Below are 24,449 nucleotides of genomic sequence, written 5' to 3'. Positions count from 1 at the left end.
GTTCCTCCCGCCAGGTCCTACAGCGGCGTGTGCGCGAGCACCACCAGATACGCGCCGTACGCGAACGAGAGCCCGGCCAGGGCGCCGACCACCAGGGTCGCGTGCCAGGGCCGGGCTCTCGCCGTCCGCACCAGCGCCGCCGCCAGCGGCAGCAGCAGCGGGAACGCGGGCAGCAGGAAGCGCGGCTTCGACTCGAAGAACCCGGAGCCGCCGAGCGTGACCAGCAGCAGTACGCCGCTGTAGACGACGAGCGGCAGCGGCGCCCGGTCCGCGATCAGCAGCGCGTACAGCAGGACGGCCGCCGCGACGATCACCAGGGTCACGGGGAAGACGAAACGGTCCCCGTGCAGGAGCAGGTGCTTGACGACGTCGAGCGAGCCCGCCCCGAAGTCGAAGCGTGAGCCCCACAGCCGCTGCACGTCGAAGTAGCCGCCGAGCGGATCGCCCTTGCGGATTCCCACCCACAGGACGAAGCCGCCCCAGCCGAGCGGTGCGAGCGCGGCGCCCGTCCACAGCCTGTGGGGAACTTTTCGCCCGCGCCGCCGCCAGATCTCGTACCCCGCCGAAGCGAGGACCGCCGCGGCCACCGCGAACCCGTTCGGCCGGGCCAGCCCCGCGAGCGCCGCCAGGGTGCCCGCCCACAGCCAGTGCCCGCTGAGCACCGCGTACAGGGACCAGGCGGCGAAGGCGGTCAGCACGGGCTCGGTGTACGCCATCGACAGCACCACCGAGTGCGGGAGCAGGCCCCAGAGCAGCACGAGGGCGGTGGCGACCGCGCGGCCCCGCAGCCGGGCCCCGATCGCGTAGATCCCGCCGGCGGCGGCCGCCGCCGCCAGCCAGGCGACCAGCAGGCCCGCCGTGCTCGCGTTCAGCGGGCTCAGGGCGGTGACGACGCGCACCAGCGCCGGGTACAGCGGGAAGAACGCCAGGTCGCTGTGGATGATGGTGGGCTGGAAGACCAGCGTCCGGCCGTAGCCGTGCGCCGCGATCCCCAGGTACCAGACCGAGTCCCAGGACCGCGCGAGCAGCGTGAGCGGGTGCCTGCCGGTGGCCCAGGCGGTCGCGGCGAGCACGAGGACGCCGGTGAGGCGCGCGGTGGCGAACAGCCCCAGCGCGATCACCGCGGCGATCGGCAGGCCCCGCGCGGCGCGGGACGGACGGGCGCGGTCCCCGGGCTCCGTGCGGGCGGGGCGAGCGAGGGTACTCGGGTGGGTCACATCCGAACTGTGCGTTCCCCACGGGGCACTCGCGACCTGTGCTCCTCCGCGCGGGTACGGTTCGCGCGCCCCCGGCGCGCCGCCCGCACGGACGGCGCCACCGGTGTTAGAGAGCCCGGGCCGGTGTGGGTGGAAGACCCCGGGCCGAGCCCGGCTACCAGGCCGCCTTGAGTCGCTTCGCCGCCTCCTCCAGCACCTCCGTCTGCTTGCAGAACGCGAACCGCACGAAGGGCGCGCCCGCCTCCCGGTGGTCGTAGAAGACGGCGTTCGGGATGGCGACGACCCCGGCGCGCTCCGGCAGGGCCCGGCAGAAGGCGAAGCCGTCGGACTCGCCGAGCGGCCGGATGTCGGTGGTGATGAAGTACGTGCCCTGCGGCCGGAACACCTCGAACCCGGCCTCCGTGAGCCCCGCCGCCAGCACGTCCCGCTTGGCCAGCATGTCCGCGCGGAACGCCTCGAAGTACGTGTCCGGCAGCGCGAGCGCCTCCGCCACGGCGTACTGGAACGGGCCCGACGACACATACGTCAGGAACTGCTTCGCCGACCGTACGGCGCTGATCAGGGCCGGCGGCGCGGTCACCCAGCCCACCTTCCAGCCGGTGAAGGAGAACGTCTTGCCCGCGCTGCCGATGGTGACCGTCCGCCCGCGCATCCCCGGGAACGAGGCCAGCGGCAGATGCTCGGCGTCGTCGAAGACGAGGTGCTCGTACACCTCGTCCGTCACCACGAGCAGATCCCGCTCGACGGCGAGCTTCGCGATCTCGGTGAGCTCCTCGCGGGTGAGCACGGTGCCGGTGGGGTTGTGCGGCGTGTTGATCAGCAGCAGCCGGGTGTTGTCGGTGACCGCGTCGCGCAGCTCGTCGAGGTCGAGGCGGAAGCGTCGGGGGGAGCCCTCCCCGTCGGTGCTCTCGTCCGGGCGCAGGGTGACCGGAACCCGCGTGCCGCCCGCCATCGCGATGCAGGCCGCGTACGAGTCGTAGTACGGCTCGAAGGCGACCACCTCGTCGCCGGGTTCCAGCAGAGCGAGCAGGGTGGCGGCGATGGCCTCCGTGGCGCCCGCCGTGACCAGGACCTCGGTGTCGGGGTCGTACGACAGGCCGTACCGGCGCTCCTGGTGCGCGGCGATCGCGGTGCGCAGCTCGGGGACGCCCGGGCCCGGCGGGTACTGGTTGCCGCGCCCGTCGCGCAGCGCCCGCACGGCCGCTTCCCGGATCTCCTCGGGGCCGTCGGTGTCGGGGAAACCCTGGCCGAGGTTGATCGAACCGGTGCTCATCGCGAGGGCGGACATCTCGGCGAAGATCGTCGTCCCGAACTCGGCGAGCCGGCGGTTGAGGAAGGGGCGTGCGCTGGAGGTCATGCCGGTCATCCTGCGCCCAAGCTCTGGAGTTCCTCAACCTGCGTTCACGGATGAGCACCTGCGGCGGTGCCCAACGCGCCATCTCTGAGCAGGGGCGGAGCCGTCGACAACTGTCATGGTCTGTCGTCGTGGGCCACCTTCGGACGGCCCGACAGTCGCGAGCGTGCCCGTCGGGCCATCGACAGGGTGTTCCAGCGCAGTTCCGGGAAGGACCAGGGTCCGCAGCCAACAGAGTGAGGCACGGACGGCCTCTGAGCTGCCTTCTGGTACAGGTCAAGGGCCGTTTTCCTGAGAGACCCGCAGCACTTCGATTTAGGCGCCCCTTGAGCCTGGCCTCGGCCGTCCGGCTTCACCGCCAACGCTGAACGGGCGAAGCCTCCGCGGATCGTGTGTGGCAAACGTGAGAGCGATCAGCCCGCTCGACATCCTTTCTGGTGACCCAATCGCCAAGCGAGTAGCTGCCACGGCGTACGTCACCCACCCGACAAGGACAACCGAGTGAACCCAGCCAAGAGAATCAGCACCATTTGCGCTGCCGCCGCAGCGACCATGCTCCTCGGCGGCACTGCCGCCCACGCGGACAGTGACGGGGGGCTGCTCGGCCTCGGTCTCCTCAATACGCCCTCCATCACCCTCGCCTGTTTCCCGGCGGGGCAGGTGGGCCAAGGCAATTCCAGCACCGGCAACCAAAACATCAGCTGCAGCCAGTCGGCTTCTGCAACGGGAACAACGCCGCCCCCGAGTGACAGCGGTTTGACGGGGTTTGACCATGAATTCGGGTCCGCTACCGCGCAGCCTGGCGAGGTAGCTATTGCGAGTGCGATCTGCCCGAATGGGAAGACGCCGACAGGTGGCGGTTTTCGTGTGGCGTCGGGTGACTCCTGGCAGGTAACGGCGTCTGTATTTCAGCCGGGTATCGTCCCGAACCCGAGTGGCTGGTCGGTGTTCGCCAAAAACACCGGTAGTGGGCCTCAGACACTCACCGCCGAGGTGATTTGCTACAACGGCGTGACCTGACGGGCAGCCAGTCCTCGTATGCTGCCGGTTCGTCTCTGCATGCCAACTGGCGGTAGTCCACTGAGCACGTCGTGCAGGATGAACACGGCCCGCAGACGGCCCAGCGACATCCGGTCGGCCCCTGAACTGCGTATGTGCGCAGGTCGGGGGCCATTTCCATGCTGGGACCCTCAGAAGTTCCTCAACTCTGCTTTGCGCAGTGAGACGCGGGGGCATTTCCACGGCACGGCCCACGGGGGGCCGCTTTCGGGGGAACGAAAGGAGGGTGACGCCATGATCATCGGTCTCATCCTGGCGGGCATCTGCATCCTGGTCGTCGTGGGCCTTGTGGCCACGGACCGCAGCCAGAAGGTCAGCCTGTCGAAGAGTGGCCGCAGGTCCCACCGCGGCTCCTCCTCGGACAGCGGAAGCAGCAGCAGCTGGTGGGCCGGCGGGGCGGGCGACGCCTCGTCCTGCGGCGGCGGCTCGGGAGGGCACCACTCGTCGTGCGGCGGTTCCTCGTCCTGCGGCGGGGGCTCGTCCTGCGGAGGCGGGTCGTCCTGTGGCGGCGGGGGCGGATGCGGCGGAGGCAGCTGACACGGGGCAGCTGAGCTCCCTGTGGGGGAAGCGCATCCGGAGTACTGGGAAGTGTCCGTCGGGCAACCGCTGCCGGCGGGCACTTCCGCGCGCCGGGCGTACGCCGTAGTTGAACAGTTGAGCTGTGGAGCCCTCGGGGGGATGGAAACCCTACGAAGTTGGGTAAAAAGGCTGTGGCGGCGCCACAGTTCATGATTCCCTCTAAAACACCGAAGCAGCCCCGAGCCGACAGGCCTCGGATGCCCGTCGGACGCGTTCATCGGGTGCGTCCTTCGGCTGTCCTTCTGGTGTCCTTCCGACCGGGCTGACCGGGCCGTTCCCCCGGTGCCGACCGGGTGCGGCGGACCCCCCACCTCCCTTTGCGTGCTAGCGGAGCCGACCCATGCTCACGACCCTGAAAACCTCGTACACCGACACGCGCGCGGCCGATCTCGCCTGGACCCTGGGCCGGGAACCGCTGCCGGCCCTCGCCACCCTCGACCTCGAACTCGCCGGGGCAAAGCTCCAGTTGAGACTCCTCGGCGCCTCCCACCAGGTACTTCTGGAGGAGGAGAAGGGCAGTTGCTCGGAGACGGTCGCGTGCATCCCGGGTTCCAGCACCCCCCTCCCGCTCGGCGTGGCGAAGCGGGTCGGCGACTGGGAGTACGAGTTCGCGGCCCGCGTCGAAGTCCTGTCACCCGGCTCCTTCGCGGGCCGCGCCCAGGAGTTGCTGGCCCTGGTCTCCGACCACCCCAACGGCCTCGCCGGCGTCTTCCCGGGCAGCCCGCACGCCTTCACCGCGCTGCTGGCCCAGCGCCACGAGGGCCAGGTCCACTGGCGCACGTGGCACGCGTACCCGCAGGACGGGCAGTTGGTGGCGACGCGGACGAGGGTGGGGGTCCGGATGGCGACGGGGCGAGACCTGCCTCTGCTGGTGGGCGAGAGCTGAGCATATTCAGCCCGTCCGGCGTGTGAGGACGAGGCCGTTCAGGCCGAAGCGGGGTCTGGGGGCTCTGGGGGGCGCTCTGGGGCGCTCTGGGGGCGGCGGCCCCCGGTGACACCCACTTCAACCCCGGTTATCCCAAAGCGCAACGGTTCCACACGTGTGGGTGACGAGGCGTAGCGCCAGTGTGACGTAGCGTTCGCTGCGTGATCGAACCGCACGCGCCCGCTCCCCCCGGCGTACCGCCGCCCTGGGCCGTCCAGGGTCAGGCGCGGCTGCCCGTACGACCGGGCTTCGGCCGGTTCCTCGTCCTCGCCGGAGTATTCGTCTGCGCGGCGTGTGGACTCGTGTACGAACTCGAACTCGTCGCCCTCGCCTCGTACTTGATCGGCGATTCGGTCACCCAGGCGTCCGTCGTGCTCTCCGTCATGGTCTTCGCCATGGGCATCGGCTCCCTCGCCGCGAAGCGGCTGCGCCCCCGCGCCGCGGCCGGTTTCGGCGCGGTCGAGGCGGCGCTCGCGCTGGTCGGCGGATGCAGCGCGATGGCGCTCTACGCGGTGTTCGCGTGGACGGGTGACTGGGGTGGCGTCTGGGCGAACGGATCCCGGTATCTGCTGGTGGCCTTCTCCCTCACCATCGGCCTGCTGATCGGCGCCGAAGTCCCCCTCCTGATGGAGCTGATACAGCGCATCCGCCGCCAGGACCCGGGCGGCGCGGTGGCGGACCTGTTCGCGGCGGACTACGTGGGCGCGCTGGTCGGTGGCCTGGCCTTTCCCTTCCTCCTGCTCCCGATGCTCGGCCAGCTGACGGGCGCGCTGCTCACCGGCACGGTGAACGCGGTGGCCGGCGGAGCCCTCGTACTGGGCTTGTTCCGCCGGGACTTGACCCGCCGGGCACGCTGGCTGCTGCTGGTCGCCAATCTCGTCGTCCTCGGACTGCTCGGCGCGGCCGCGGTGCTGGTCGACGACTTCGAACGGGCCGCGCGGCACGCGGTGTACGGGGCGGACGTACGGGTCGCACTCCGGACCGGGGAACAGGAGATCGTCCTCACCGGCGGCACGCACGGCCGGCCGCTCGACCTCTTCCTCGACGGCCGGCTGCGGGTCAGCGGCCGCGACGAGGACCGCTACCACGAGGCGCTCGTGCACCCCGCGATGAACGGCCCGCACGCGCGCGTGCTCATCCTCGGCGGCGGTGACGGGCTCGCCGCGCGCGAGGTGCTGCGCTACCCCGGCGTGCGCAGCGTGGACGTGGTGGAACTCGACGCGGGGGTGGTGCGGTTGGCGCGCCACGACCGGGCACTGTCCGCCCTGAACGGCCATGCGTACGACGACGCACGTGTGCACGTCATGAACGCGGACGCCTTCCGCTGGCTGCGCGGCGCCCCGTCGACGTACGACGTGGTGATCTCGGACCTCCCCGACCCGGCCATCACGGCCAGTACGAAGCTGTACTCGCAGGAGTTCTACGGGCTCGCGTACCGCGTCCTGGCCCCCGACGGCCGGCTGGCCGTGCACGCGGGCCCGGTGACCTGCCGCCCCCGGGTCTTCTGGACGGTCGACACGACGATGCGAGCGGCCGGGCTCCGCACCACACCCTACCGTGTGGGCGGCCGGGAGTCCGGCTTCGCGGCGGGCCCCGACCGCACGGCGGGCGGTGCGTCGAAGGCCCCGGGCGACTGGGGCTTCATCCTGGCCTCCCGCACGGGCGTACCCCTGAGCCTCGCGCCGGACGGCCCACGCCTGCGCACGCTGACCCCAGCGGGCCTGGCGGCGGACGCGCGCGTGGCCTCCCGCACCCGCGTCACGGGTTCGCTCCCGCCCTCCACGCTGGTGCATCCGCGGTACGCCGACTGAGGTGGAGCCGGGCGAATCCGGTGATACACGGGTGCGGTCCGGGCCGTGCTGGGTAGGCTCGGCTGACATGGAGCATGAGGTGTTCGTTCCGGTTCCGGCCGAGCGGCTGAGGGAGGCGCTGGCCGATCCCGTACGGGTGGCCCGCGCGGTACCCGGCCTCCAGCAGGACGCGGGGACGCCACCCGTCTCCGGACGCCTGAAGGTCCGCGTCAGCGGCCACACGATCACCTACCGCGGTGCGCTCCGGGTCACCGCCCAGGACGACGGCACCTACGCCGTCGAGGGCGACGCGACCGAGGCCCGCGGCGCCGGCTCGGTGAAACTGGCGCTCGCCGTGCGTCTTGTCCCGGCGGACGGCGGCACGACGCTTGCCTTCAGCGGGATGGCCTCCGGGGACGGGCGGGTGGCGGAACTGGCGCCGGATGCTGTGCTCTCGGCGGGGGTGCGGCTGCTGGGGCGGTTCGCGGAGAACTTGGGGGCGGGTTCTTCGGGTGACTCTTCGGACGGCTCTTCGGGCGAGGGGGAGCCTGCTGAGCGGGATGCGGTGACTGAGTCCGAGTCCGAGCCTGAGCCTGAGGCTGAGTCCTCCTCTGTCTTCGATACCGAGGTTCCGCCTCCCGCGCTCGATCCGCTGGTGGATGACGAGCTGGCGGGGGAGGAGTTCGTGGTGGGGGCCGGGGAGCCGGGACCGGAGGACGCCATGGCCGAGGCGGCGCATGCGCGGCGGACGATGATCGGCCGTAGTGCGGAGGAGGTGGACCATGCGCCTCCGCGTGGCCGCTATGCCCCCGTTCCGGCGCCTGAGGCCACCGCCGCCCGTGCCACTCTGCGGTGGGCGGCCCCTGCGGCGGCGCTGGCGCTGGCCTCGGCGATCGCGCTGACGCGAGCCCTGCGGAAACGGCGCTGAGTTTCCTCGCCCCCGCCGCCCCTACCCGTCCCATCCCTGGGGGCTGCGCCCCAGACCCCCAAAAGATCGCGCAGTTCCCCGCGCCCCTAAAAGGGGCGCGGGGAACTGCGCAATCTTTTAGCCCAGCCCCCACCCGCCCGCACCCGACACACAGCCCCCGGGGTCGAAGGGGCGGAGCCCCTGGAGGATGGGACGGGTAGGGGCGGCGGGGGCGAAATCCCCGGGGGCCGGGTCGTCCCAGTAGGGTCAACTTCGTGAGTAACGAAGACATCACGCTGACCGCGGGCGACGCGGAGGTGACCGTGGCGCCGGGTAACGGCGGACGGGTCGGAAGTCTGCGGGTCGGCGGCGTCGAACTGCTGCGGCAGGGCGAGAAGTTCGGGTGTTTCCCGATGGTTCCGTGGTGCGGAAGGATCCGCGACGGACGGTTCCTGGACGGGGCGACCGTCCAGCAGATGCCGCTCAACTCCCCACCGCACGCCATCCACGGCACGGCACGAGACGGCGCCTGGAAAACCGCCCGCACCGCCAGGAACGAGGCCGTCATCACGCACGACCTCGTCGCCCCCTGGCCCCACCCCGGCCGCGTCACCCAGGCCTTCACCCTGACCGAGGACGCCTTCACGCTCACCATGTCCGTGGAGACGTACGGCGATTCCTTCCCCGCCCAGATCGGCTGGCACCCGTGGTTCAACAGGAACCTCGGCCAGCGGGACGCACAGGTCGGCTTCACCCCCGCCTGGCAGGAGGAGCGCGGTGACGACCACCTGCCCACCGGTCGCCGGATCGAGCCGAAGCCCAGCCCCTGGGACGACTGCTTCGGCATGCCGGACGGGGTCGACGTGACGCTCACCTGGCCGGGGCAGATCGAGCTGAAGGTCGCCAGCCGGGAGCAGTGGGTGGTCGTCTACGACGAGCAGGAGGCCGCCGTGTGTGTGGAGCCGCAGACCGGGCCGCCCAACGGGCTGAACACCCTCCCTCGCCTGGTCACTCCCATCGAGCCCCTCGAAGCCACCACGACCTGGAGCTGGCGGCGCCTCTAAGCTGGCGGACATGAGTGACGTACGCGGCGCGCTGCTGCAGGAGATCAAGGACAAGGCCGTGGTGCACGGCAAGGTGACCCTTTCGTCGGGCAAGGAAGCCGACTACTACATCGACCTTCGCCGGATCACGCTCGACGGTGTGGCCGCTCCGCTGGTCGGTCAGGTCATGCTCGACCTGACGGCCGAGATCGACTTCGACGCCGTCGGCGGTCTGACCCTGGGCGCGGACCCGGTCGCGACCTCGATGCTGCACGCCTCCGCCGCGCGCGGGAAGACGCTGGACGCCTTCGTCGTGCGCAAGGCCGGCAAGGCCCACGGCCTCCAGCGCCGCATCGAGGGTGCCGAGGTCAAGGGTCGCCGTGTCCTGGCGGTCGAGGACACCTCCACCACCGGCGGCTCGGTGCTGACCGCGGTCGAGGCGCTGCGCGAGGCCGGTGCCGAGGTCGTCGCCGTGGCCACGATCGTGGACCGGGACACCGGTGCCGCCGAGGCGGTCGCCGAGCAGGCCGGCGTGCCGTACCTCTTCGCGTACTCGAAGACGGATCTCGGCCTGGACTAGGCACTTGCCAGGCCCCGGCACGGGACCCCGCCGCGTTCGGGGTCCCGTGTCTCGTATCCCGCGTCCCGTATCCCGGACGCGGTGTCTGGAGCATCCGGCCAAGTCTGGAAAGATGGGGACGACGATGACGTCGCCCCCCTAGGTCAGGGCCGAAAGCACCAGTCCCGTCGTACCGCAGCAGCAGTACGCAGACCCGCACATACAAGGAGCGGACAGATGCCCATCGCAACCCCCGAGGTCTACAACGAGATGCTCGACCGGGCGAAGGCAGGCAAGTTCGCCTACCCGGCCATCAACGTGACCTCGACCCAGACCCTGCACGCTGCGCTGCGCGGCTTCGCGGAGGCCGAGAGCGACGGCATCATCCAGATCTCCACCGGTGGTGCGGAGTTCCTGGGCGGCCAGTACAACAAGGACATGGTGACCGGCGCCGTCGCGCTCGCCGAGTTCGCGCACATCGTCGCCGCGAAGTACGACATCACGGTCGCCCTGCACACGGACCACTGCCCCAAGGACAAGCTGGACGGCTACGTACGTCCGCTGCTCGACATCTCCGCCGAGCGCGTCGCCAAGGGTGAGAACCCGCTGTTCCAGTCGCACATGTGGGACGGCTCCGCCGAGACCCTCGCCGACAACCTGGCCATCGGCCAGGAGCTGCTCGCCAAGGCCGCCGCCGCGAAGATCATCCTTGAGGTCGAGATCACCCCCACCGGCGGTGAGGAAGACGGCGTCTCGCACGAGATCAACGACGAGCTGTACACCACCGTCGACGACGCGCTGCGTACCGCCGAGGCCCTCGGCCTGGGCGACAAGGGCCGCTACCTGCTCGCCGCGTCCTTCGGCAACGTGCACGGCGTCTACAAGCCGGGCAACGTCGTGCTGCGCCCCGAGCTCCTCAAGGACCTCCAGGCGGGCGTCGCCGCCAAGTACGGCAAGGCGAACCCGTTCGACTTCGTCTTCCACGGCGGCTCCGGCTCGACCGCCGAGGAGATCGCCACCGCGCTGGAGAACGGCGTCGTGAAGATGAACCTCGACACCGACACCCAGTACGCCTTCACGCGTCCCGTCGCGGACCACATGTTCCGCAACTACGACGGCGTCCTGAAGGTCGACGGCGAGGTCGGCAAGAAGTCCACCTACGACCCGCGCACCTGGGGCAAGCTCGCCGAGGCGGGCATGGCGGTGCGGGTGACCGAGGCCTGCGCGGCGCTGCGTTCCACGGGCACCAAGCTCAAGTAGCACCCCTCCGGTACTCCCACGAGTACTCCCCATCGGTTCGGGCTCGGCACCCCACGGTGCCGGGCCCTTCCGTATGCTCCGAGGTATGGCTGCCACGGCGCAGGAGAGACCGGCCGTACGGATTTCCACCCCCACGGGGAAGTGGATCCTGCTGACCACTGTCCTTGGTTCCAGCATGGCCATGCTGGACTCCACGGTCGTCAATGTCGCGCTGCCCCGCATCGGCCGTGACCTGGACACGAGCCTCGCGGACCTCCAGTGGACCGTGAACGCGTACATGCTCACCCTGGCGGGGCTGATCCTGCTGGGCGGCTCGCTCGGGGACCGCTTCGGACGCCGGAAGGTGTTCGTCATCGGTGTGGTGTGGTTCGCCGCGGCCTCGCTGCTGTGCGGGCTCGCGCCGAGCAGTGGGGTGCTGATCGCCGCCCGGGCGTTGCAGGGGGTCGGCGGGGCGCTGCTCACCCCCGGTTCGCTCGCGCTCATCCAGGCGTCCTTCCATCCGGACGACCGGGCCCGGGCCGTCGGCCTGTGGTCCGGCTTCGGGGGCGTCGGCGCGGCGATCGGCCCGTTCCTGGGCGGCTGGCTGGTGGACGGCCCCGGCTGGCGCTGGGTCTTCCTGCTGAACATCCCGGTGGCGCTGGTGTGCGCCCCGATCGCGCTCCGGCACGTCCCCGAGTCGGCCGACGGCCAGACGCACAAGGGCTTCGACGTGCTCGGCGCCGCCCTCGGCGCACTGTCGCTCGCCCTGGTGACGTACGCGCTGATCGAGGCCCGCAGCGGCTCCGTGCTCGTCGTGGTGACGGCGGTCGCGGGCGTCGCCGCGGGGGTCGCCTTCGTGTACGTCGAGAAGCGGCGGCCCGATCCGATGATGCCGCTCGACATCTTCGCCTCGCGCCAGTTCAAGGCCGTCAATCTCGTCACCCTGTGCGTGTACGCGGCCTTCGCCGGGTTCTTCTTCCTGACCGCGCTCCAGCTCCAGGTCGTCGCGGGTTACTCGGCCCTCCAGGCCGGTACGGCGCTGCTGCCGACGACCGCCCTGATGCTGCTGTTCTCCGCCCGCTCCGGCGAGCTCGCCCAGCGCATCGGCCCGCGCATCCCGCTCACGGTGGGCCCGCTGCTGTGCGCGGCGGGGATGCTGCTGATGCTGCGGGTGGGCCCGGACGCCTCGTACGTCGTCGATGTCCTGCCCGCGCTGCTGGTGATGGGGGCGGGCATGGTGACGCTGGTCGCGCCGCTGACCGCCACCGTCCTCGCCTCCGTGGACACCGCGCGGGCGGGGCTGGCCAGCGGGATCAACAACGCGGCGGCCCGCGCGGCCGGTCTCATCGCCGTGGCCGCGCTGCCGCTGCTGACCGGGATGGGCCCGGAGGCGTACCGCTCGGCGGACGCCTTCAACGCCGCCTTCCGCCGGGCGATGCCGCTGTGCGCGGGCATCCTGGTGGTGGGTGCGGCGCTGGCCTTCACGTCCGTACGCCGCCTGGCGCCCGACTGCCGGCGCCCCGAGTGCCGTACGCACGGGTGCGTGACGGCGCCGCCGCTGGAGCCGCAGCGCGCCGCTCCGGCTCCTCCGGCGGCTACGGCTTCCAGCGCTGGTCCAGCTGCTTGATGGCGTCGTCGCGCCGTCACCATGCGGCCGCTCCCTCGCGATGCAGCAGACTGGAACCTATGACGATTCACGAGAACCTCCTCGGGGGGCCGGCCCCGACCCACCTGCCCGACGACCCGGAGCCGCGCGAGCTCCTCGCGAACGGCACGGCGCCCGCCGATGTCGCCGCCAAGTACCCGACCTCCTCGCTCGCCTGGGCCCAGCTGGCCGACGACGCGTTCGAGCGGGGCAGCGTCGTCGAGTCGTACGCCTACGCCCGTACCGGCTACCACCGCGGCCTGGACGCCCTGCGCCGCGGCGGCTGGAAGGGCCACGGCCCGGTGCCCTGGGAGCACGAGCCGAACCGCGGCTTCCTGCGCGCCCTGCACGGCCTCGCCCGCGCCGCGCAGGCGATCGGCGAGCAGGCGGAGTACGAGCGCTGCAGCCAGTTCCTGAAGGACTCCTCGCCGACGGCGGCGCAGACGCTGGGCTGAGTCCACGCAGGTCACGCGGGTCCGCCTGGTCGATGTGACCAGGCGGACCTTGCGGTTTCGGGGGACGATTGTGGAGGATGCCCGGTGGGGACCGGGGCCCCCGTGTCGATAACGGCAGGGGCGGACCGCTACCCGGAGTACGCATCAGGAGACAGCGATGTCGTCCCATCCGGCCCAGCCCGTCGAGGTTCAGCCCGCAGAGGCTCAGCTCGCAGAGGCTCAGGAGCCCGAGACCCCGCATCTCGACTTCCAGGGAACCACCCCGTACGAGGACTACGTCCAGGCGGACGTCCTCACCCACCTCCAGCACACCCGCTCCGACGACCCCGGAGAGATGGTCTTCCTGGTCACCACCCAGGTCATGGAGCTGTGGTTCACGGTCATCGTCCACGAGTGGGAGACGGCGGCGAAGGCCCTCCGCTCGGACGACGTCCCGACGGCCGTGGCCGCGCTGAAGCGGTCCGTACGGGAACTGGAGGCGCTGAACGCCTCCTGGCGGCCGCTCGGCCAGCTCACCCCCGGCCAGTTCAACTCGTACCGCTCCGCCCTCGGCGAGGGCTCCGGCTTCCAGTCCGCGATGTACCGCCGGATGGAGTTCCTGCTCGGCGAGAAGTCCGCGTCCATGCTGGTCCCGCACCGGGGCGCGCCGCGCGTGCACGCCGAGCTGGAGAAGGCGCTGCACGAACCGAGCCTGTACGACGAGGTGCTGCGGCTGCTGGCGCGGAACGGGCACGCGATCCCGGACGCCGTGCTGTCGCGGGACGTGTCCGCGAGGTACGAGTCCTCTCCCGAGGTCGAGGCCGCGTGGACGTCCCTGTACGCGGGTGACGAGAGCGCTGAACTCGCCCGTCTCGGCGAGGCGTTGAGCGATGTCGCCGAGCTGGTGTGGCGATGGCGCAACGACCATCTCGTCGCCACGCGCCGCGCGATGGGCGCGAAGACCGGCACGGGCGGCTCCGCCGGGGTGGCCTGGCTGGAGAAGCGGGCGCAGAAGAACGTGTTCCCGGAGCTGTGGACGGCGAGGTCCCATGTCTGACATGCCTGACGTGCCTGAGCTGCGGGAGAGGGCCGCCGAGCTCGACGCGGCCGACGAACTCGCCAAGCTGCGCGAGCAGTTCGTGCTGGACGAGGTCGTGTACCTGGACGGGAACTCGCTGGGCGCGCTGCCGGTGGCGGTGCCCGGGCGGGTCGACGACGTGGTGCGCCGGCAGTGGGGTGAGCTCCGTATCCGCTCCTGGGAGGAGAGCGGGTGGTGGACGGCGCCGGAGCGGATCGGCGACCGGATCGCTCCGCTGGTCGGGGCCGCGCCCGGCCGGATCGTGGTCGGCGACTCGACAAGTGTGAACGTTTTCAAGGCACTTGTGGGAGCCGTACGCCTGGCCGGGGACGGCCGGAACGAGATCCTCGTCGACGCGACGACATTCCCGACAGACGGGTACATCGCGGCGTCGGCGGCGCGCCTGACGGGCTGCGAGCTGCGTCCGCTGGAGCCGGCGGAGGTGCCGGGTACGGTGGGACCCCGTACGGCGGCGGTCCTGCTGAACCACGTCGACTACCGCACGGGCCGGCTGCACGACCTTCCGTCGCTGACGTCCGCGATCCATGACGCGGGCGCGCTCGCGGTCTGGGACCTGTGCCACAGCGCGGGCGCCCTGCCGGTCGGTCTGGACGAGCACGGGGTCGACCTGGCGGTCGGCTGCACGTACAAGTACCTGAACGGCGGCCCGGGTTCACCGGCGTACCTGTACGTCCGCGGCGACCTCCAAAACCGCTTCGACTCCCCCCTCCCCGGCTGGAACTCCCACGCCGACCCCTTCGGCATGAGCCCGTCGTACGCTCCCGCGCCGGGCGCGCTGCGGGGTCGGGTCGGCACGCCGGACATCCTCTCGATGCTGGCCCTCGAAGCGGCGCTGGAGGTGTGGGAGGACGTCTCGATCGACGCCGTCCGCGCCAAGTCCCTCGCCCTGACGGACTTCTTCCTGGAGTGCGTCGCGGCGTACGTCACCGGGGGCAGGGTGGAGTCGATCACTCCGTCCGCCCACGCGGAACGGGGCAGCCAGGTAGCGCTGCGCTGCCCGGACGCGGGCGACGTGATGAAGCGCCTCATCGAACGCGGCGTGGTCGGCGACTTCCGCCACCCGGACGTCCTGCGCTTCGGCTTCACGCCGCTGTACGTGGGGTTCGGGGACGTGGAGCGGGCGGCGAGGGTGTTGGGGGAGACGCTGGGGTAGGCGCCGGGATCGGCGGGTGGGTCGGGGCCCTTCAGGGGCGCGGGGAACTGCGCAATCTTGTGGACCAGCCCCCACCCACCCGCAGCCAAAGAACCGGCCACGGGGTCTGGGGCGGAGCCCCAGAAGGATGGGACGGGTAGGGGCGGCGGGGGCGAAAATCTCCTGGCCGGGTCACCCGACGACGTACACCCCGGCCACGGCCGCGGCAACCGCCGCCTCGGCCGCACGATCGGCCGCGGCGGCATCCGGAACCACCCCCGTGGTGAGCAACGCGTAATAGAGCGGCGCCGACACCGCCCGCACGACCAGCCCGGGATCGGTCCCCACCGGCAACTCCCCCCGCACAACCCCTTGTTCCACACACGGCGCCCACTCAGCGACACGCACGTCGTAGAACCGCCGCAACGCCTCCGCCGTACGAGAGTCACACGCCGCCGCAGCAATGACCGCCCGGAACAACGCCCCTTGCCGAGGATCGGCCAACGTCCGCCGCACCAGCGCGGCATTGGCCCGCAGATCACCGAGCACACTCCCCGTCTCCGTACGGGGAACGGACTGCTCGGCCATGTCGCCGAGCAGATCGGCGACCAGCCCCGTCACCGACCCCCACCGCCGGTACACGGTCGTCTTCCCCACCTCGGCCCGCCGGGCGACATCGGCCAGATCGAGATGCGCGAACCCCTGCTCGGCGAGCACATCCCCGGCGGCCCGCAACACGGCCGCACGGACACGCGCGGTACGCCCTCCGGGACGTACGGTGCCGGGCTCGGCGGACATGGCGACCTCCTTGAGGGACGTGAACGCGGACGCACCACGGGCAGGACCGCGGACGCATTACGGGTGGGACCGCGGGCAGGCCCACCACTGTGGACGCTACCCGCCAGCGTAACGAAACAGCAGGACCGTTTAACCCTCACCGAGCGTGATATCCCGGTGTAGACGCACGTCACGGGCCTGATACCGTCCCGGCCAACGGCCGAATTCTCTCCTGGTCCGCCAAATCCGTTTCACCGCTGAGAGGTTGGAGCATGCAGGACGACGCCGCAGCCGACGGGACCGCAGCGGAGCGCGACGCCGCGGAAGAGGCGTCGGCCTTCTCGCACCCGCCCGTGGACCCCGACATCACCGCCGCGTACGGCGACGACCCCGACCAGGTGATCGACTTCTACGTCCCGCGCGAGCCGGACCCCGCGGTCCTCGCCCCTCTCGTGGTCGTCCTGCACGGCGGTGCCTGGCGCGCCCCGTACGACCGTCGCCACATCACCCCGTTCGCGGACTTCCTGGCCCGCCGTGGTTTTGCCGTGGCGAACGTCGAGTATCGGCGGGGTGGCCCCGCCGCCAAGCCGGAGAGCGGCCCGATCCCCGCGCAGGGCGGGCCGGGTCCGGTGCGGGGCGCCGGTGGTCCGGTCGCGGGTCGCTGGCCGGACACCTTCGACGACATCGCGGCCGCGTTCGACGCGCTGCCCGCCCTCGTGCGCGAGCTGCTGCCGCAGGCCGATGCCCGGCGCATGGTCGTCACGGGCCACTCGGCGGGCGGTCAGCTGGCCCTGTGGGCCGCCGCGCGTCACCTCCTGCCCGCCGACGCTCCCTGGCGCACCGACCGGCCCGCCCCCCTGCGCGGCGTCGTCGCCCTCGCCCCGATCGCGGACTTCCAGGTCGCGGAGAAGCTCGACGTCTGCGGCGGAGCCGCCCGCCAACTCCTGGGCGGGGAAGGTGAGTTCGCGGAGCGCCTGCCGTACGCCGACCCGGCGCTCCTCCTCCCCACCGGGATCGCCACCACTCTCGTCCAGGGCCGCACCGACATCGTCGTCCCGCAGGCCGTCGCCGAGTCGTACGCCGACGCGGCCGCCAAGGCGGGAGAAGTGGTCGGCCTGACCCTCCTGGAGGACGTCGGCCACTTCCCCCTGATCGACCCGGCGGCGGACGCGTGCGCGGTGGTGGCCGAGGAGATCGCCCAGCTTGCTTGGTGAGGAATCACCCGAGTTGCTTGGTGAGGAATCACCCAAGTTGCTTGGTACGAAGGGGAGTTGGCTGTTCCCCTGAGTGTTCCCCGTCATACCCGTAGTACCTGAGAGCTACCTCTCAGGTGAGCACCCCAGCGGGACGCCGACGACACGTCACGGTCCGTAACTTCCCTTCCAGCGACGCCCGATGAGCGGGCGGACTGGAAGGGAAGGACACCATGGGCCAGGAGGGGCTGGGGGCTGCCCGGGCTGCGGGGGCTGAGGAGGCTGCGGGGCGAGGGACCGGCCGAGGAGCGGGCCGAGTCGTCCGGCGGGTGCGTCGTACTCTGCTCGCCGCGCTGGTCATGGGCGCAGTGGTCGTCCCCGTGTCCGCCGCCGCCCGGCCTCGGATACCCGCCCCGGCACCCGCGGTCCTCGCGCCGGTGACGGCATCGACGCTGGACACGGCGTATGCGGCCAACCGTGCCAACGCCGCGGAGGCGGCCCACATGGCCGCGGACCACGGCGACCGCACCCGCGCCGCCGCTGACCGCGCCATGGCCGACCCCTCCCGCCACTTCCTCTCCTTCGACGGCCGGGGCGCCGGCCAGGCCGTCGAGGTCTTCGGCGACCTCGCCCACGCCGACCATGTGGCCGTCCTGGTCCCCGGTTCCGACACCACCCTGGAGACGTACGGCCGCTTCCGCGCCGGCGCCCTCGCCCTGCACGACCGCCTCGGCCCGCACACGGCCGTCGTCGCCTGGCTCGGCTACGAGACGCCGGGCACGGTGAGTCCCACGGTCCTGACGACGGGCCGGGCGGAAGACGCGGCCCCGCGCCTGAAGGGGTTCATACGCGAACTGCGCAGCGTCGTCGGCCAGTCGGCGCGGATATCCCTGCTGTGCCACTCGTACGGCTCGGTGGTCTGCGGCCGCGCGGCCCAGGGTGTGGACGTGGCGGACATCGCCCTCGTCGGCAGTCCGGGCACCGGCGCGGACTCCGCGGCGGCGTTGCACACGTCCGCCCGCGTCTGGGCGGCCCGAGGCGCCGACGACTGGGTCGCGCACGTTCCGCACACGAGCACCGACCTCTTCGGCACGACCGTCGGCTTCGGCACCGACCCGGTGTCCCCGGCCTTCGGCGCCCACGTCTTCGCGGCGGGCGACGGCGGCCACAGCGACTACTTCACACCGGGCTCGGTGTCCCTGGACAACCTCGCCCGCATCGTCCTCGGCGACACCTCGGAGGTGACCCGTGCGTGAAATGAGCCTGCGTGGAACGCGGCGGCGCGAAATGCGCCTGCGTGAAATGAGCCCGCGTGAAGTGAGTCCGCCTGAATCGAGTTCGCGTGAAGTGAGTCCACGTGAATCGAGTCCGCGTGAATCGAGTCCGCATGAAGTGAGTTCGCGTGAAGTGAGCCCGCCTGAAGTCAGTCCGCGTCTTCGGAAGAACGCTCCGGCGCGCGCCGACGCCCCGCAGGGGTCACCCCCGGCCGTGGGCCGCGTGCCCCGACCCCGCCCCGCGCTGAACGCCATACGTACCGCCGCACACCGCATCGACAAGGCGACCCCCGTGGAGCGGGACCGTGCCGTCGACGCCCTGCGGGCCCTCGCGATCCTCGGTGTCGTCCTCGGCCACTGGCTGGTGACGGCCCTGGTCGCGGACGGCGGCGCGCTGCGCACGGGGAGCCCCTTGCAGCACATGCCCTGGCTGGCCCCGATCTCCTGGGTCTTCCAGACGCTCGCCGTGTTCTTCCTGGTGGGCGGCCATGTGGCGACGAAGAGTTATGCGTCGGCGCGGGCGCGCGGCACGACGTACGGGCAGTGGCTGCGTGCCCGACTGGGCCGTCTCTTCAGGCCGGTGGCGGCGGTGCTGACCCTCTGGACGGCGGCCACGGCCTGTCTGCTCGCGTCGGGCGCGGACTTCGCGACCGTCCACACGCTGGTGAAGCTCGCCCTGTCCCCGCTCTGGTTCCTCCTGGTCTTCGCCGGACTGACCGCGGCGACGCCCCTGGTGACGCGGATCAACCCGCTGTGGCCGCTGGCCGTCGTTCTCCACGTGGACCTCATTCGCTTCGGCCTCGGCGGCCCTGCCTGGCTCGGCTGGGTGAACGTCGCGGCGGGCTGGCTGGTGCCGTACACCCTCGGCGCGGCCTGGACACGCGGTGAGCTGGACCGGCGGCGCGCGGGCTGGGTGCTGTTCACCGGCGGTGCGGCCGTGACGGCGGCGCTGGTGGCGTGGGCCGGCTACCCGGCGTCGATGGTCGGCGTCCCGGGCGCCGCGGTCTCCAACCTGGACCCGCCGACGCTGGCCGCGGTCACCTTCGGTCTGGCCCAGTGCGGCCTCGCCCTGCTGCTGCGCGAGCCGCTGCGCCGGGTGATGCGGCGCCCCGCGGCCTGGGCGGGGATCGCCTTCGCCAATCTCTCCGCGATGACGATATTCCTGTGGCACCAGACGTCCATGATGGCGGTCACCGCCCTGGGCCTCCTCGCGGGCCGTCTCCCCGGCCTGCACACCACCCCGGACGGACTGGGCTGGGTGGCCGCCCGGCTCGCCTGGCTGCCGGTCTTCGTCCTCGCCCTCGCCGTCTGCTGGTCCGCCTTTCGCACCTACGAACAGGGGCCGCGCCGCCGCGCCGGCCGCCCGTCGCGAGTCGTCCGCGTCCACCGCCGCCCCGGCAGGGCGGGAGCGAAGGCGAGCCCTCGTGCCTAGGGTTGGCCACGTGATCAGCGAGGAGCACCGGGACCCGGACAGCGAGCCCTCCATGCCTCGCATGCCGCCCCCCGGGCCTCCGGTGTCCCACGACGCCGGGCTCAGCCCGAGGGACGCGACGCGCCGTCCCCAACGGCAGGACGGCACGGGCGAGTCCAGCCTTCGGAAAGCTCGGAAAGCCGCGCGCAAGCCCAACCCGCAGGAAGCCTCCGACAATGCCGCGGCGCCCCACACTCGTCCCGCCGCCCGCGCACGGGGCGTCAGAGCTCTCGTCGGCTCGGTCCTGACCGACCTCGGGTCGTCGTCGGCCGCACCGTTGCCGCCGCTGTCCCGGCCGCGGTGGCTGCGCTGGCTGCCGCACGTCGTGGTGTGCTGGATCGCCCTCGGGGTGGCGCTCGCCGGCGTGGACACACTGAACAGCAGCTATCGACTGGGCTTCGCGATGGGCACGTCGACCGGGCTCGCGCAGGGAGCGGCGATCGCCCTCGCCCTGTGGCGGCCCGTGCCTGCCTGGTGGCTGTCGCTGGGAGCCACGGTGCTGGCCGCCTCGGCCGCCCGGGGGCACATGCCGGTCGACTTCCTGCCGCCGGGCCCGGACTGGCCGTGGAGTTCGCCCGCGATCACCGCGCAGGCCTTCGTGCTCTTCCTCCTCGCCCTGCGGGTACCCGCGCGCGTGGCCGTCGGCGCGCTGTCCCTGACCGCCCTGGCGACGTACGTCGTGCAGGGGCTGGTCGGCGGGCAGGTCTACCGTTCGACGGGGCTGATGGCGATCGTCGTCTTCGCCGCCGTCGTCCTCCTCGGCACCGCCCTCCGAGGCCGTCGCGAGGCCCGCACCCAACTCGTAGAGCAGGCCTCGCTGACCGAGGAGGAGCGCGCCCGCCGCACCCTCCTGGAGGAGCGCAGCCGGATCGCCCGCGAACTGCACGACGTGGTCGCCCACCACATGTCGGTGATCTCCATTCAGGCCCAGGTCGCCCCGCATCTGGTCGAGAACCCCACCGAGGAGCTGAAGGAGAACCTGGAGGGCATCCGGCAGAACGCGCTGGAGGCACTGACCGAACTGCGCCGCGTCCTCGGCGTGCTGCGCTCGGAGAACCCCGAGGACCCGTACGGCCTCGGTGCCGGTACGGGCGCCGCGCCGGACGCCCCGCAGCCCACGCTCGACCGCCTCGACGCCCTCGTCGAGAACACCCGGGCCGCCGGGCTGGACGTGACCACGGAGATCACCGGCGACCAACTCCCCCTCGCGCCCGGCGTGGAGCTGTCGGCGTACCGGATCATCCAGGAGGCGCTGAGCAACGCCCTGCGGCACGCGCCCGGTTCCGCGGTCCGCGTCGAACTCTGGCACTTCCCGCGCGGCCTCCAGGTCCGGGTCGTCAACTCGAGACCCGAGCGCCCCGCCCCGCCGTCCCCGGGCGCCGGGCACGGTCTGCTCGGCATGCGGGAGCGCGTCGCGATGCTCGGTGGCACCCTCGTGACCTCGGAGACGTCGTGCGGCGGCTTCGCGGTGGCGGCCTTCCTGCCCCGCAACGGCGCGGCTCCCGCAGGCGAAGGCCCGGAGGACGACATGCCGCCCCCCGGCTCCACCGACGACAACTCCACAGGCCTCCCAGGAGAAGAGACCCCATGACGAGCGCGAGCGGCACCATCCGCGTACTGATCGCAGACGACCAGCAGATGGTCCGCCAGGGCTTCACCGTGCTGCTCAACACCCAGCCCGACATCGAGGTGGTCGGCCAGGCGGTCGACGGCCTGGACGCGATCGTCAAAGTCGCCGAGCTCGCCCCGGACGTCGTCCTGATGGACATCCGCATGCCCGAGCTCGGCGGCATCGAGGCCACCCGCCGCATCACCGAGAAGACCCCCCACATCAAGGTCCTGGTCCTCACCACCTTCGACCTCGACGAGTACGTGTACGACGCCCTGCGCGCCGGCGCCTCCGGCTTCCTGCTCAAGGACGCGTCCGCCGACCAGCTCGCCGAGGCGGTACGGGTGGTAGCGGCGGGCGACGCCTTGCTCGCCCCCGGCATCACCCGCCGCCTCATCGCAGAGTTCTCCCGCCTCGACGCCACCCCCCGTGCCCCCCTCAAGCAGCGCGTGGGCGAACTGACCGAACGCGAGACGGAGGTCCTCGCACACATCGCCCAGGGCCTGTCGAACGCGGAGATCGCCGAACGCCTGGTCGTAGCCGAACAGACCGTGAAGACCCACGTAGGCCGCATCCTCGTAAAACTGGGCCTACGCGACCGCACCCAGGCAGCGGTCTTCGCCTACGAGTCGGGCCTGGTCCGCCCATCGGGCTACTGACCCACGCCCGACCACACACCGAGCCGTCGACGCCCCCGACCACGTGGCCTCGCACCAGCCCCCAGCCGGTACGGCCCGCAGTCGGCGATGGACGGCCCCACCCACCCCCAGCCGGTACGGCGACGCACCCGCGGTCGGCGACGCACCGAAGGGGCCGTGCCGGTACGTCCAGCCCGTCGCATACGTGGTTATGGCCAAGTTCATGCTGTGGCAGCAGGCAGTAATGCCCACCGGCGACGGGCTGGACGTACCGGCACGGCCCCGCCCCACCCACCGGCACGGCCCCGCCCCACCCACCGGCACCGTCGCGCCCCACCCACCGGCGGCAGGCGACACACCCACCCACCCACCGCCCTACGGACCCCGGCCATACCCGTAGTACCTGAGACGGATCCGCAAGGACCCTCCTCGCAGGTGACGACCGTGACCCCCGCGGCGGCCTACCGTTTTGAACGTGACCGAGACGACCCAGACCCAGACGCAGATGACACCGCCCGGCGGTGCCAAGCCACGCAGCCCGGAGTTCCGGCTGGCCGCGGACGCCCTGCGCGGGCTGCGGCAGGACCTGTTCCACAACGCCTTCGCCTACCGCCCGCTGCCGCGGATGCGGCTGGACGGCCCGCTCACCCGACGCCTGCCCGAAAAAATAAGGGAGTACGCGGCCTGGACCCCGCACGCCACGGTGGCGGCGGCCGGACTGATGGCGATGGCCGTGGCCTCCGTGGACGGCGACGCCGGCAGTGTCGGGACGCTGGTGTCCGGACTCCTCGCCCTGCTCCCGGTCCTGGCCACCCTGATCCGGCCGGTCGGTGCCTTCTGGTTCTCGCTCGCGGCGACACCGGTCGCCGCCGTGCTCGGCAGCGGCTGGAGCGACTGGCCGTGGCAGCCCGGCAGCTTCGCCGCCCATCTGGTGGTGCTGACGGTCGTGGCGCTGCGGACGAGGCCACGCACCGCCGCATGGATGTGGGTACTGACCGCGGTGTACGGGATGGTCGCCGAGACCTTCTTCGGCGCGGGGTACTACGACAGCAACACCGTGCCGCTGCTGTTCGTCTCCGCCCTCGCGCTTCTCGTCGTCACCGTCCTGCACATACGCCGAGAGGCGGAGCAGGAGGTCACCGCCCACCAGTCGGAGACGGCACAGGAGCGCTCCAAGCGCACGCTTCTCGAAGAGCGCACGACGATCGCCCGCGAGCTGCACGACGTGGTTGCCCACCACATGTCGGTGGTCGCCATCCAGGCGGAGGCCGCCCCCTACCGGGTGGAGAACCCGCCGCCGGAGCTGGAGCAGGCTTTCATCACGATCCGGGAGAACGCGGTGGCGGCGCTGACCGAGCTGCGCCGCGTGCTCGGTGTAGTCCGGGCCGAGGACTACGAGGCTCCGGACGCCCCGCAGCCCACCCTCGCCGACCTCGACGCGCTCCTCGCGAATGTGCGGGACGCGGGCCTGACCGTCGAGAAGGCGGTGACCGGCGCGGTGCGCGAACTGCCGCAGGGCGTCGAGCTGTCGGCGTACCGGATAGTCCAGGAGGCGCTCAGCAACACGCTGCGGCACGCGCCGGGTGCGGCGGCCCGTGTGGAGATCGGTTACGTCCTCGGCGGGCTCGGCCTGCGCATAGTCAACGGCCCCGCGCCGGCGACGAGCCTGACGAAGTCCACGCACGGCGCGGGGCACGGCATCACCGGGATGCGCGAGCGGGTCACGATGCTGGACGGCGAGATGACGGCGGGCGAGGCGGACGACGGGGGCTATGAGGTGACGGTGTTCCTGCCGGTGCCCGCGATGGAGGAGTCCGGATGACGGGCGGCACCAGCGGCACCATTCGCGTACTGATCGCCGACGACCAGGTGATGGTCCGCGAGGGTTTCTCCGTGCTGCTCGGCGCGATGCCGGACATCGAGGTGGTCGGCGAGGCGGTGAACGGCCGGGACGCGGTCGAGCGGGTCCGTGAGCTCGCACCGGACGTCGTGCTGATGGACATCCGGATGCCGGAGATGAACGGGATCGAGGCGACCCGGGAGATCGTCGCCGCGGACGGTGCCGCGAAGGTGCTGGTGCTGACCACGTTCGACCTCGACGAGTACGTGTACCAGGCGTTGCGCGCGGGAGCCTCCGGTTTCCTGCTCAAGGATGCCTCGGCGCGGCAGCTCGCCGATGGGGTGAGGGTGGTGGCAGCCGGGGAGGCGCTGCTCGCTCCCTCCGTCACCAAGCGGCTGATCACCGAGTTCTCCAAGCTCGCGGACGCGCCCCGGCTCTCGTCCACGGCGCACGGGGCGTACGGGGATCTGACCGAGCGGGAGACGGAGGTGCTGGTCCTCATCGCCCAGGGCCTGTCGAACGCGGAGATCGCGGGGCGTCTCGTCGTCGCCGAGTCCACGATCAAGACCCATGTGAGCCGCATCCTGGTGAAGCTGGGCCTGCGGGACCGAACCCAGGCGGCGGTGTTCGCCTACGAGGCACGGTTGGTCACGCCGCGGTGAGCA

Annotated in this window: 23 protein-coding genes; 19 read left to right on the top strand and 4 right to left on the bottom strand. The window is 71.8% G+C overall.

From position 1 onward, the window contains the following. Positions 1-17 precede the first annotated feature (17 nt). Together OIC96_RS22680 and OIC96_RS22675 are read right to left on the bottom strand one after the other, a co-directional pair. Positions 18-1,217 (bottom strand): mannosyltransferase family protein, encoded by a 1,200-nt coding sequence (locus OIC96_RS22680; protein ID WP_330306071.1) that lies wholly within the window; start codon positions 1,215-1,217, stop codon positions 18-20. A 154-nt stretch (positions 1,218-1,371) separates the two neighbouring features. Continuing rightward, positions 1,372-2,583, bottom strand: a complete 1,212-nt coding sequence (locus OIC96_RS22675) for a pyridoxal phosphate-dependent aminotransferase (protein WP_330306072.1) — start codon at positions 2,581-2,583, stop codon at positions 1,372-1,374. Positions 2,584-3,072: 489 nt separating this feature from the next. Here OIC96_RS22675 and OIC96_RS22670 point away from each other — a divergent pair, with 489 nt between their 5' ends. From OIC96_RS22670 to kynU, 12 genes are all read left to right on the top strand, one after another. Beyond that, a complete protein-coding gene (locus OIC96_RS22670; protein ID WP_330306073.1) occupies positions 3,073-3,591 on the top strand; it encodes a hypothetical protein in 519 nt (172 codons plus the stop codon). 273 nt (positions 3,592-3,864) lie between these two features. Continuing rightward, a complete protein-coding gene (locus OIC96_RS22665) occupies positions 3,865-4,167 on the top strand; it encodes a hypothetical protein (RefSeq protein WP_330306074.1) in 303 nt (100 codons plus the stop codon). A 382-nt stretch (positions 4,168-4,549) separates the two neighbouring features. Next, entirely contained in the window at positions 4,550-5,095 is a 546-nt protein-coding gene (locus tag OIC96_RS22660; protein WP_330306075.1) for a DUF2617 family protein, read from the top strand. A gap of 200 nt (positions 5,096-5,295) precedes the next feature. Continuing rightward, positions 5,296-6,945 carry a polyamine aminopropyltransferase gene (locus OIC96_RS22655; protein WP_330306076.1) on the top strand — a complete coding sequence of 550 codons (1,650 nt, stop codon included), beginning with the start codon at positions 5,296-5,298 and terminating at the stop codon, positions 6,943-6,945. 67 nt (positions 6,946-7,012) lie between these two features. Beyond that, positions 7,013-7,852 carry an SRPBCC domain-containing protein gene (locus tag OIC96_RS22650; protein ID WP_330306077.1) on the top strand — a complete coding sequence of 280 codons (840 nt, stop codon included), beginning with the start codon at positions 7,013-7,015 and terminating at the stop codon, positions 7,850-7,852. A 254-nt stretch (positions 7,853-8,106) separates the two neighbouring features. Continuing rightward, a complete protein-coding gene (locus tag OIC96_RS22645) occupies positions 8,107-8,895 on the top strand; it encodes an aldose epimerase family protein (protein WP_330306078.1) in 789 nt (262 codons plus the stop codon). Positions 8,896-8,905: 10 nt separating this feature from the next. Continuing rightward, the gene (gene pyrE / locus OIC96_RS22640; protein WP_327430363.1) at positions 8,906-9,454 is read left to right on the top strand and encodes an orotate phosphoribosyltransferase; all 549 of its coding nucleotides are present in this window, start codon (positions 8,906-8,908) and stop codon (positions 9,452-9,454) included. A 216-nt stretch (positions 9,455-9,670) separates the two neighbouring features. Continuing rightward, complete coding sequence (gene fbaA, locus OIC96_RS22635; protein WP_330306079.1) at positions 9,671-10,693, top strand: class II fructose-bisphosphate aldolase; 1,023 nt, start codon at positions 9,671-9,673, stop codon at positions 10,691-10,693. Positions 10,694-10,778: 85 nt separating this feature from the next. Then, complete coding sequence (locus tag OIC96_RS22630; RefSeq protein ID WP_330306080.1) at positions 10,779-12,299, top strand: MFS transporter; 1,521 nt, start codon at positions 10,779-10,781, stop codon at positions 12,297-12,299. A gap of 59 nt (positions 12,300-12,358) precedes the next feature. Further along, the gene (locus OIC96_RS22625; protein WP_330306081.1) at positions 12,359-12,772 is read left to right on the top strand and encodes a DUF3151 domain-containing protein; all 414 of its coding nucleotides are present in this window, start codon (positions 12,359-12,361) and stop codon (positions 12,770-12,772) included. 157 nt (positions 12,773-12,929) lie between these two features. Beyond that, positions 12,930-13,808 carry a tryptophan 2,3-dioxygenase family protein gene (locus tag OIC96_RS22620; protein ID WP_330306082.1) on the top strand — a complete coding sequence of 293 codons (879 nt, stop codon included), beginning with the start codon at positions 12,930-12,932 and terminating at the stop codon, positions 13,806-13,808. A gap of 1 nt (position 13,809) precedes the next feature. Continuing rightward, complete coding sequence (gene kynU, locus OIC96_RS22615; RefSeq protein ID WP_406501850.1) at positions 13,810-15,003, top strand: kynureninase; 1,194 nt, start codon at positions 13,810-13,812, stop codon at positions 15,001-15,003. A 171-nt stretch (positions 15,004-15,174) separates the two neighbouring features. Here the strand turns inward: kynU and OIC96_RS22610 are convergent, their stop codons facing one another. Continuing rightward, complete coding sequence (locus tag OIC96_RS22610; protein ID WP_330306083.1) at positions 15,175-15,780, bottom strand: TetR/AcrR family transcriptional regulator; 606 nt, start codon at positions 15,778-15,780, stop codon at positions 15,175-15,177. A 251-nt stretch (positions 15,781-16,031) separates the two neighbouring features. On the opposite strand from OIC96_RS22610, the gene OIC96_RS22605 reads away from it, so the two are divergent. Together OIC96_RS22605 and OIC96_RS22600 are read left to right on the top strand one after the other, a co-directional pair. Further along, on the top strand, positions 16,032-16,973 hold the full coding sequence (locus OIC96_RS22605) for an alpha/beta hydrolase (protein WP_330306084.1): 942 nt from the start codon (positions 16,032-16,034) through the stop codon (positions 16,971-16,973). A 212-nt stretch (positions 16,974-17,185) separates the two neighbouring features. Next, positions 17,186-18,208 carry an alpha/beta hydrolase gene (locus OIC96_RS22600; protein ID WP_330306085.1) on the top strand — a complete coding sequence of 341 codons (1,023 nt, stop codon included), beginning with the start codon at positions 17,186-17,188 and terminating at the stop codon, positions 18,206-18,208. Here the strand turns inward: OIC96_RS22600 and OIC96_RS49905 are convergent. Further along, positions 18,132-18,341, bottom strand: a complete 210-nt coding sequence (locus OIC96_RS49905) for a pentapeptide repeat-containing protein (protein WP_406501851.1) — start codon at positions 18,339-18,341, stop codon at positions 18,132-18,134. The genes OIC96_RS22600 and OIC96_RS49905 overlap by 77 nt on opposite strands. A 99-nt stretch (positions 18,342-18,440) precedes the next feature. Here OIC96_RS49905 and OIC96_RS22595 point away from each other — a divergent pair, with 99 nt between their 5' ends. The 5 genes from OIC96_RS22595 (at position 18,441) to OIC96_RS22575 (ending at position 24,446) form a co-directional block, all read left to right on the top strand. Beyond that, positions 18,441-19,658: an acyltransferase family protein gene (locus tag OIC96_RS22595; RefSeq protein ID WP_406501852.1), complete on the top strand. Its 1,218-nt coding sequence runs from the start codon at positions 18,441-18,443 to the stop codon at positions 19,656-19,658. Positions 19,659-19,668: 10 nt separating this feature from the next. Beyond that, positions 19,669-21,288: a sensor histidine kinase gene (locus OIC96_RS22590; protein ID WP_330306087.1), complete on the top strand. Its 1,620-nt coding sequence runs from the start codon at positions 19,669-19,671 to the stop codon at positions 21,286-21,288. Further along, positions 21,285-21,965 carry a response regulator transcription factor gene (locus OIC96_RS22585; protein ID WP_330306088.1) on the top strand — a complete coding sequence of 227 codons (681 nt, stop codon included), beginning with the start codon at positions 21,285-21,287 and terminating at the stop codon, positions 21,963-21,965. Before OIC96_RS22590 ends, OIC96_RS22585 begins: the two co-directional genes overlap by 4 nt. 454 nt (positions 21,966-22,419) lie before the next feature. Next, on the top strand, positions 22,420-23,766 hold the full coding sequence (locus OIC96_RS22580) for a sensor histidine kinase (protein ID WP_330306089.1): 1,347 nt from the start codon (positions 22,420-22,422) through the stop codon (positions 23,764-23,766). Then, complete coding sequence (locus OIC96_RS22575) at positions 23,763-24,446, top strand: response regulator transcription factor (RefSeq protein ID WP_330306090.1); 684 nt, start codon at positions 23,763-23,765, stop codon at positions 24,444-24,446. The genes OIC96_RS22580 and OIC96_RS22575 overlap by 4 nt, the downstream gene beginning before the upstream one ends. The last annotated feature ends 3 nt before the right edge of the window (positions 24,447-24,449 follow it).

Source organism: Streptomyces sp. NBC_00775, assembly GCF_036347135.1.
Lineage (GTDB): Bacteria > Actinomycetota > Actinomycetes > Streptomycetales > Streptomycetaceae > Streptomyces > Streptomyces lutosisoli.
The sequence above is the reverse complement of the archived record's forward strand: the minus strand, read 5'-3'. Positions and strand labels throughout refer to the sequence as shown.